At 59.5% G+C, this 9,072-nt stretch carries 9 protein-coding genes and 1 pseudogene; 6 read left to right on the top strand and 4 right to left on the bottom strand.

From position 1 onward, the window contains the following. Positions 1-260 precede the first annotated feature (260 nt). The 5 genes from nrdH (at position 261) to FHT79_RS31530 (ending at position 5,558) form a co-directional block, all read left to right on the top strand. On the top strand, positions 261-482 hold the full coding sequence (nrdH, locus tag FHT79_RS31510) for a glutaredoxin-like protein NrdH (protein ID WP_018243700.1): 222 nt from the start codon (positions 261-263) through the stop codon (positions 480-482). Between the two features lie 13 nt (positions 483-495). Beyond that, positions 496-900: a class Ib ribonucleoside-diphosphate reductase assembly flavoprotein NrdI gene (gene nrdI, locus FHT79_RS31515; RefSeq protein WP_028755614.1), complete on the top strand. Its 405-nt coding sequence runs from the start codon at positions 496-498 to the stop codon at positions 898-900. After that, positions 879-3,083, top strand: coding sequence for a class 1b ribonucleoside-diphosphate reductase subunit alpha (gene nrdE, locus FHT79_RS31520; protein ID WP_183904698.1), 2,205 nt, complete (start codon positions 879-881; stop codon positions 3,081-3,083). The genes nrdI and nrdE overlap by 22 nt, the downstream gene beginning before the upstream one ends. Positions 3,084-3,256: 173 nt before the next feature. Further along, the gene (nrdF, locus tag FHT79_RS31525) at positions 3,257-4,231 is read left to right on the top strand and encodes a class 1b ribonucleoside-diphosphate reductase subunit beta (RefSeq protein ID WP_028755616.1); all 975 of its coding nucleotides are present in this window, start codon (positions 3,257-3,259) and stop codon (positions 4,229-4,231) included. Positions 4,232-4,331: 100 nt separating this feature from the next. Then, positions 4,332-5,558 carry an adenylate/guanylate cyclase domain-containing protein gene (locus tag FHT79_RS31530; protein ID WP_028755617.1) on the top strand — a complete coding sequence of 409 codons (1,227 nt, stop codon included), beginning with the start codon at positions 4,332-4,334 and terminating at the stop codon, positions 5,556-5,558. A gap of 1 nt (position 5,559) precedes the next feature. On the opposite strand, the gene queE is transcribed toward FHT79_RS31530, so the two are convergent. The 4 genes from queE to FHT79_RS31550 all read right to left on the bottom strand — a co-directional run bounded on the left by queE (position 5,560) and on the right by FHT79_RS31550 (position 8,518). Beyond that, entirely contained in the window at positions 5,560-6,288 is a 729-nt protein-coding gene (queE, locus tag FHT79_RS31535; RefSeq protein ID WP_028755618.1) for a 7-carboxy-7-deazaguanine synthase QueE, read from the bottom strand. Beyond that, positions 6,285-6,641 (bottom strand): 6-carboxytetrahydropterin synthase QueD, encoded by a 357-nt coding sequence (gene queD, locus FHT79_RS31540; protein WP_028755619.1) that lies wholly within the window; start codon positions 6,639-6,641, stop codon positions 6,285-6,287. Before queD ends, queE begins: the two co-directional genes overlap by 4 nt. Beyond that, a complete protein-coding gene (queC, locus tag FHT79_RS31545) occupies positions 6,641-7,351 on the bottom strand; it encodes a 7-cyano-7-deazaguanine synthase QueC (protein WP_183904699.1) in 711 nt (236 codons plus the stop codon). Before queC ends, queD begins: the two co-directional genes overlap by 1 nt. Positions 7,352-7,465: 114 nt before the next feature. Next, entirely contained in the window at positions 7,466-8,518 is a 1,053-nt protein-coding gene (locus FHT79_RS31550) for a substrate-binding domain-containing protein (RefSeq protein ID WP_028755621.1), read from the bottom strand. A 309-nt stretch (positions 8,519-8,827) separates the two neighbouring features. On the opposite strand from FHT79_RS31550, the pseudogene FHT79_RS31555 reads away from it, so the two are divergent. Beyond that, positions 8,828-9,072, top strand: a pseudogene (locus tag FHT79_RS31555) (sugar ABC transporter substrate-binding protein); the annotation flags it as partial.

The raw sequence follows: 9,072 nt of genomic DNA on the forward strand, positions 1-9,072 counted from the left end.
GCGTTTGCATGGCTGCGGGGATCTCCGCATCGCGTTTCGCAGGCCCGAACCTCGGCCCCTGAAACCTTCGCATTGAGCCACTTCGGGGTGAAGTCATGTCAGTATCTCAATTCAGGCCGCCACCCGCGCAATATAAAGGGCACGTCGCGCCCGGCGGCTGAACGAGCCGCATAGCTGCAAAATACAGAGCCTTTTCGACGGATATCGAGAGATTTCCGATCGATGTCCTGCGTCCCAATCGCTTCGTCACGAGGAATACTATGACCATTACCGTCTACAGCAAGCCTGCCTGCGTCCAGTGCACTGCCACCTACCGCGCCCTCGACCGTCTGGGTGTCGATTATGACATCGTCGATATCTCGCAGGATGCCGAAGCGCTCGATCGGGTCCGCAGCCTCGGCTACATGCAGGCGCCTGTCGTCATCGCCGGCGAGCAGCACTGGGCGGGCTTCCGCCCCGACATGATCAGCGCGCTCTCCTGAGTGAGGACAAGCGGTGGGGTTGATCGTCTATTATTCCAGCCGATCCGAAAATACCCATCGGTTCGTCGCCAAGCTCGGACTGCGCGCGGCGCGCATTCCGACCGGTGGCGTTGACGCGTTCCATATCCACGAACCCTTCGTGCTTGTTGTGCCGACTTATAGCGGCGACGGCGGCAAGGGTGCCGTTCCCAAGCAGGTGATTCGTTTCTTGAACGATGCGGAAAACCGAGGACACATCCGCGGCGTGATTGCCGCGGGCAACAGCAATTTCGGCGAGACATACGGGCTCGCCGGCGACGTGGTCTCGCGGAAATGCCTGGTGCCGTACCTCTACAGGTTCGAGCTCATGGGCACGGAAGACGACGTCGCCAACGTCAAACACGGGATGGAACGATTTTGGACACGGGAACAACTCTGACGCGGGATGCGGGCGCAAAACCGCATAACACTTTTGCTCATCCCGCAGGCGAACGCCCTTTGAAAGCGGCGGAAACGCTCGACTATCACGCGCTGAACGCCATGCTGAACCTCTATGACGAGGATGGGCGGATCCAGCTCGACAAGGATCGTTTGGCGGCCAAGCAGTATTTCCTGCAGCATGTGAACCAGAACACGGTGTTCTTTCACAATCTGAGGGAAAAGCTCGATTACCTCGTGACCGAGGGTTATTACGAGCAGGAGGTTCTCGACCAGTATTCCTTCAATTTCGTGCGAGACCTGTTCGACCAGGCCTATGCCAGGAAATTCCGTTTCCCGACCTTCCTCGGCGCCTTCAAATATTACACCAGCTATACGCTGAAGACCTTCGACGGAAAGCGCTATCTCGAGCGCTACGAGGACCGCATCTGCATGGTGGCGCTGGCGCTTGCGCGCGGCGACGAGGGCCTTGCCCGCGACATGGTGGACGAGATCATTTCCGGCCGTTTCCAGCCGGCGACGCCGACCTTCCTCAATGCCGGCAAGAAGCAGCGCGGAGAGCTGGTTTCCTGCTTCCTGCTGCGCGTCGAGGACAATATGGAATCGATCGGCCGGTCGATCAATTCGGCGCTGCAATTGTCGAAGCGCGGCGGCGGCGTGGCGCTGTCGCTGACCAATATCCGCGAGGCCGGCGCGCCGATCAAGCAGATCGAGAACCAGTCGTCTGGCATCATCCCGGTGATGAAGCTGCTCGAAGACAGTTTTTCCTATGCCAACCAGCTCGGGGCGCGGCAGGGCGCGGGTGCGGTCTATCTCAACGCCCATCACCCCGACATCATGCGCTTCCTCGATACCAAGCGTGAAAATGCCGACGAGAAGATCCGCATCAAGACGCTGTCGCTCGGCGTCGTCGTGCCCGACATCACCTTCGAGCTCGCCAAGAACAATGAAGACATGTACCTGTTCTCGCCCTATGACGTGGAACGCGTCTATGGCGCGCCTTTCACCGAGATTTCGGTGACGGAAAAGTACCGCGAGATGGTGGCGGATGCCCGCATTTCAAAGAAGAAGATCAAGGCGCGCGAATTCTTCCAGGTGCTTGCCGAAATCCAGTTCGAGAGCGGCTACCCCTATATCATGTTCGAGGACACGGTGAATCGGGCGAACCCGATCGCCGGGCGCATCTCGATGAGCAATCTCTGCTCGGAGATCCTGCAGGTGAGCGAGGCCAGCGAATACAATGACGACCTCTCCTACAAATATCTTGGCAAGGATATTTCCTGCAATCTCGGCTCGCTGAACATCGCCGCGGCCATGGATTCGGCCGATTTCGGCAAGACGATCGAGACGTCGATCCGGGCGCTGACGGCCGTTTCCGACATGAGCCACATTTCCTCGGTTTCCTCGATCGAGAAGGGCAATGAGGAGAGCCATGCGATCGGCCTTGGCCAGATGAACCTGCACGGCTATCTCGCCCGCGAACGCATCTTCTATGGCTCGGAGGAAGGCGTCGATTTCACCAACATCTATTTCTATACGGTCACCTATCACGCGATCCGCGCCTCGAACCTCTTGGCGGTCGAACGCGGCACGAGCTTCAAGGGCTTCGAGAATTCGAAATATGCTTCCGGCGACTATTTCGACAAATATACCGACCAGCTCTGGGAGCCGGCGACGGAGAAGGTCAGGGCGCTGTTCGAGACCGCGGGCATCCATATTCCGACAAGGGAGGACTGGGCCGCGCTGAAGAAGGCGGTCATGGCCTCCGGCCTCTATAACCAGAACCTGCAGGCGGTGCCGCCGACAGGCTCGATCTCCTACATCAACCACTCGACCTCCTCGATCCACCCGATCGTCTCGAAGATCGAAATTCGCAAGGAAGGCAAGATCGGCCGCGTCTATTATCCGGCACCGTTCATGACCAACGACAATCTCGATTATTATCAGGATGCCTACGAGATCGGACCGGAGAAGATCATCGACACCTATGCGGCGGCGACCCAGCATGTCGACCAGGGGCTGTCGCTGACCTTGTTCTTTCGCGACACGGCGACGACGCGCGATATCAACAGGGCGCAGATCCATGCCTGGAAGAAGGGCATCAAGACGATCTACTACATCCGCCTTCGCCAAATGGCGCTGTCCGGCACTGAGGTGCAGGGCTGTGTGTCTTGTACGCTGTGAGTTGATTTCGGCCGCGAGCCTTTAAGCAAATGGCCCCCTCATCCGCCTGCCGGCACCTTCTCCCCTATGGGTAGAAGACATTTGCGGCAGGCGCGACATCCCCTCTCCCCTCGGAGAGAGGGCAGGGTGAGGGGGCTCCGAGCGCCATCAGATCTATTGAGGACATAATCACCATGAACATCGCCGTAAAGCCGATCAGCCGCGTGCGCGCCGTCAACTGGAACCGTATCGAGGACGATAAGGATCTCGAAGTCTGGAACCGGCTCACCGGCAATTTCTGGCTGCCGGAAAAGGTGCCGCTTTCGAACGACATTCCTTCCTGGGCGACGCTGACGTCGGTCGAGCAGCAACTGACCATCCGCGTCTTCACCGGGTTGACGCTGCTCGACACGATCCAGAATGGCGTCGGTTCCATAAGGCTGATGGAAGATGCGGCAACGCCGCATGAGGAGGCGGTGCTTTCCAACGTCTCCTTCATGGAGGCTGTGCATGCGCGCTCCTATTCCTCGATCTTCTCGACGCTGTGCTCGACGCCCGATGTCGACGATGCCTATCGCTGGTCGGAGGAGAATGAATTCCTGCAGCGGAAATCGGCGCTGATCATGGAGCAGTACGGCTCCGGCGATCCGCTGAAGAAGAAGGTCGCGAGCGTCTTCCTCGAAAGCTTCCTGTTCTATTCCGGCTTCTACCTGCCGATGTACTGGTCGAGCCGCGCCAAGCTGACCAATACGGCCGACATGATCCGCCTCATCATCCGCGACGAGGCGGTGCACGGCTATTATATCGGCTACAAGTTCCAGCGCGGGCTGGAGCGGCTCGGCGAGGAGAGAAGGCAGGAGATCAAGGATTTCGCCTTCGAGCTGCTGCTCGAACTCTACGATAACGAGGCCAGATATACCGAAGCGCTCTATGACGGCGTCGGGCTGACCGAGGACGTCAAGAAGTTCCTGCACTACAATGCCAACAAGGCGCTGATGAACCTCGGCTATGAGGCGCTTTTCCCGGCTGATGCCTGCAAGGTCAACCCGGCGATCCTGTCGGCACTTTCGCCGAATGCCGACGAGAACCACGACTTCTTCTCAGGCTCCGGCTCCTCCTATGTCATCGGCAAGGCAGTGGCGACCGAGGACGAGGACTGGGATTTCTGAGGTTTGATCGCCGTCTCCCCTTATCATTTGCTTCCCTATCGCCCACATTCAGCGGAAACTAAATTCAGTACTCGCCGATATGGCGCAGCAGGAGTTTTTGATGTCGTCTCTTTTGGACAAGGCCGGGACTACCGTCGAAGCGGATGATGGCGTCTGGCCGATCCGCAGGAGACGGATCCTCGACTGGCTGGTGAACGAGACGCGCGGCGAGCGGTTCATCGACAACATCCTGGTGGAGATGTGCGAGAAGCTATTGGCATCAGGGGTGCCGGTGGCGCGCGCGACATTGCATTTCAGGACGAACCATCCGCAATGGATTGGCGCCCGCATCCTCTGGAAGGAGGGTCTGACGGAGGCGAAGATCAACACTTTCGCCTATGGTGTCGAAAATACCCCGGAGTTCCTGAAAAGTCCCGTCAATGCGATCCATCAGGGTGCGGAGGAGGTGCGCAAACAGCTGGAAGATACAGCCGACGGCGACGAGGATTCATTCTACCAGGAACTGCGCGACGACGGTCTCACGGAGTATATCGCCTGGCCGGTCGAGCATACGTTCGGCAAACGGCACGTCGCGACATTTTCCACCAGCCGGCCGGGCGGTTTTACGAATGATCATATCGATTCCCTGCGCGACCTGCTGCCGGCCCTGACCCTCGTCAGCGAAATCCGGCTGAAGAACATCATGGCGCGCACGCTGCTGCAGACCTATGTGGGACCGCATGCGAGCGAGCAGATCCTGTCGGGTGTTACGACGCGTGGCAGCGGCGCGACCGTCGGCGCGGCGATCATGATCTGCGATCTGCGCGACTTTACGGCGATTTCGGATCTCTGGCCGCGCGACGACGTCATCCATCTGCTCAACGATTATTTCGACGCTATGTCCGACCCGATCGAGCGCTATGGCGGAGAGATCCTGAAGTTCATGGGCGACGGCTTGCTGGCGATCTTCCCGCTGAGCAAGGAAACGGCCTGTCATGATCTGCTGCAGGCGATCCGTGAGGGCCAGGAGTTGATGGCGCAATTGAACCAGCAGCATGCGAGCAATGGGCGCGAACCGCTGCGCTACGGCGTCGGCGTGCATGTCGGCGATGTCATGTACGGCAATATCGGCTCGCGCCGGCGGCTGGATTTCACCGTCATCGGGCCGGCGGTCAATGTCGCCTCGCGGCTGGAAAGCCTGACCAAGGAGGTCAAGCGTCCGGTGCTGCTATCGCGGGCCTTCGTCGAAATGGCGGGCTGCGCGGAGGAGATGGACAGTCTCGGCACCTTCCCGCTGCGCGGGCTCGGCGAACCGGTCGATGTCTTCGCCTTTCCAGAGGGCAGGTAGCTCAGACCCCTCGCTTGTTTCCCCAAAGCAGCACGTGCAGTTGAGGCAGCACGCGGGCTGCAAACCATTGGTCCGCCGTCACCTTGTCGACAAGCCAGTGCATCCGATCCATCACACCGTCGATATCAATGCGGGCGTCGTCATCGTCGGGCGGCGGCGGGGTGTGGTTGCCGGGTTGGAGGAACAGGGGAATTTGCGGATAGCGCTCACCTGCCCGTCGGGCGAATGCGTAGTCGGCATCGTCGAAGACGACGATCTTCAGGACGATCTCGGGGCCGCTGGCGGCTAGGTGAAGACAGTGGTCCACCTGGTCCCAATCCGTCGGCATGCCGCTGGATGGCGGTTTGGGGCTGATGACCAGGACGTCGAGATCGCGAAACCAGGCCTGGGCTATGCTTCCCTGCGTTTCCAGTGCAAAGCGGTATCCTTGGGAATGGCCAAGTTCGATCAGCGGCCTTAAGGGTTGTATCGCCGGATTGCCTCCGGAAAGGGAAACCGTCAGTGGCTTTGCCCCGGAGAGTTCGGTGACCTTATGCCAGATCGCCTCGGGGGACATCGGAATCCATTGATCGCGGAACGCGCTGTCGACCGCGTGCAGGCTGTCGCACCAGGAACATCGATAATCACAGCCGCCTGTTCTGACGAACACCGTCGGCAGCCCGATCAAGGCGCCTTCACCCTGGATGGTCGGGCCAAAGATCTCGCTGACGCGAATGGTTCCGCCACTCACGGTCTGTACTCCGCCCAGGTTTTCGGCGTCTCGCTGACGCGAACGGACGATGTCTCCGGGAAGCGCTGCTTGCACCAGTCGTAAAAGTGCCTTGCCAGGAACTCGGAGGTGACTTTCGAATGGCCGAAGACGTCGTTCAGGTGCCGATGATCGAAGGTTTCGTCGATATAGCGCTTGAGCGACGAGAGGTCGTGGTAGTCACGAACGAAGCCGTCATCATTCAGGCTTTCGGCGGAGAGCTCGATGACCACAATGTAGTTGTGGCCGTGGAGCCGAGCGCATTGATGGTCGGCGGGCAGATGATCCAGCTGATGGGAGGCGGAGAGGTGAAACTCCTTGGTGATGCGGTACATCAACGCGCCTCCGTCGCCGAATATTGGGACAGGGCCGCTTTCCAGAAGTCCCGGTCATCGTACTCCGTCGGATCGGGAACGCCGGCCAGATGGAAGGCCTCGCGGCGTTCGACGCAGGTTCCGCAGCGCCCGCAGTGGAGCCTGCCGCCCTTGTAGCAGGACCATGTTTCCGAAAACGGCGTGCCGTGTTTTTCGCCGTCAACCACGATCGCCGCTTTGGGAACATCGACATACGGTGCAAGCAATTTCACGCTGGCATAACCCTCCAGCGCTTCGTTCTGCATGCGCTGGAAGGCGTCGATGAAGCCCGGCCGACAGTCGGGGTAAATGAAGTGGTCGCCACCATGCACGGCGACGGCAACGGCATCTGCCTTTTGCGCTGCCACCAGACCGAAGGCGATGGCCAGCATGATGGCGTTGCGGTTCGGGACGACCGTGGCTTTCATGGTCTCCTCGGCATAGTGGCCGTCGGGAACCTCGACATTGTCGGTCAGGGCCGATCCGCTGAGATGGCCGCCGATGCTGGCAATGTCGATAATATGATGGGGAACGGAAAGGCGTGCGGCACACTTCGCGGCGAATTCGAGTTCCTTGCGATGCCGTTGGCCGTAGTCGAAGGAGATTAGGCCGATAAGCTGTTTTTCCGCGGCTATCCTGTGGGCAAGCGAAACGGAGTCCAGTCCGCCGGAGCAGACGACGATGGTTTTCATATTTTGGATCCCTTGTTTTGACCGGGTGGGCTGCGACCGGATTACGCGGTGCTTCTAGGACAAATCACGCGTCATGCAAACAGTTTTAAGAGGTCGGCCGTCACAGCCGAGCGGTTAACCGACCGGAAAGTTGATCTGCGGCGGCAGCAGAAGCTGCAGATCTTCGGCGTCCGGATTGTTGATGCGCTGCAGCAGCATGCGGCCGAGATCCTCGCCGGCGGCCGTCAGGTCCTCGTGGATCGTGTCGACCTTCGGCTGCAACTGGCTGAGAAGGCGGGACGTCTCCTTGGCGACGATATCGTAATCGATGGCCAGTAAACGGCCGGCATCGCTCATGCCGCTGATGACGGCGAGCGCCGAAACTTCGCCGGGACAGATGAAACCGTCAGGAGCATCCGGGGCATCAGCGCGGCCGCGAATGAAGTCGCGCAGCACACCCGCCGGTGTATCGAGATCGATGGCCTCAGGGATCTCATAGGCGATGCCTGCTTCGCGCACCGCCGTCATGAAACCATGCAGAATATGCTGGCAGAAGGTCAGCCGTTTCGGCGGCAGGATCACCGCCACCTTTCTGCGGCCCTTGGCGATCAGCCGGCGCGTCGCCTCATAGGCAAAGGTGAAATTGTCATAGTCGACATAGGGGTGCGGCGTCGAAAATTCGGTGCGGCCGTGACAGATGAAGGGAAAGCCGGTTTCGAGCAGGAGGCGGACACGGGCATCGAGCGGTTCGGTGCGTGTGAAGATCAGCCCGTCGGCGAGGTGGTTACGGATAATGTATTCGGCGGCTTCGACGTCGGTCGTCGACAGGAAGTTCGGGGCGACGACTAGATGGTAGGCGGTCTCTTTCAGCGCCTTGGCGATGCCGTACATGATCGAGGTGCTGAAGCCGACCACCTCCTCGTGCGAATCGAGCAGAATGGCGATGACGTTGGTGCGGCCGGTCTTCAGACGCTGCGCGGCCCGGTCGGGGAGATAGCCGATCTCGCGGGCGATACGGTGCACGCGTTGACGGGTCTCCAGCGAAATCTGCGGCGCGTCGGAAAGCGCCCGTGACACCGTCGTCACGGCAAGACCGGCGATCGTGGCGATCGTTCGCAAGGTCGGCTTGCCGCGCCTGTGTGCGATATCGAAATTTTCGCCGCGTTGCGGCCGGGACGGTTCGGTCACCCTGAGCTTTCCATGGTGGATTTGCCGACACAATAACACGATGAATCCGGCACGCAATCAACGAATGAAAACGTTTTAAATTTTTACGTTTTGTTAATCTTATAGAAAATATCTATTAATTTCAATGCCATGGCGAAATAACCATATTTTTCTCGACAGTCGAGAAAGGACTTGACGATCAAAGAGTTATAACGTTTTAAATTAGCAACCGCGCGGAGGAGCGCGGTCGTATGTCGACCGCCACAATGGGTGGAAAACATCGGGCGGCAGGGAGGGTCCCGCCGCCGATTTGCAAATGGGAGGAAATTCATGCGCAAGTTTTTGAGCTCGGCAGCGATTGCTGTCGTGATGATGGCCGGCCTGAGCGCAGCGCAGGCTGCCGACGTGAAGGAAGTGCAGATGTTGCACTGGTGGACGTCGGGCGGCGAGGCAGCGGCGCTGAACGTTCTGAAGCAGGATCTGTCGAAGGAAGGTTTTGCCTGGAAGGATGTTCCGGTGGCCGGCGGTGGCGGTGACGCGGCGATGACGGCGCTGAAGGCGATGGTGGCGGCCGG

Origin of the sequence: Rhizobium sp. BK212 (assembly GCF_014197475.1) — a bacterium.
Lineage (GTDB): Bacteria > Pseudomonadota > Alphaproteobacteria > Rhizobiales > Rhizobiaceae > Rhizobium > Rhizobium anhuiense.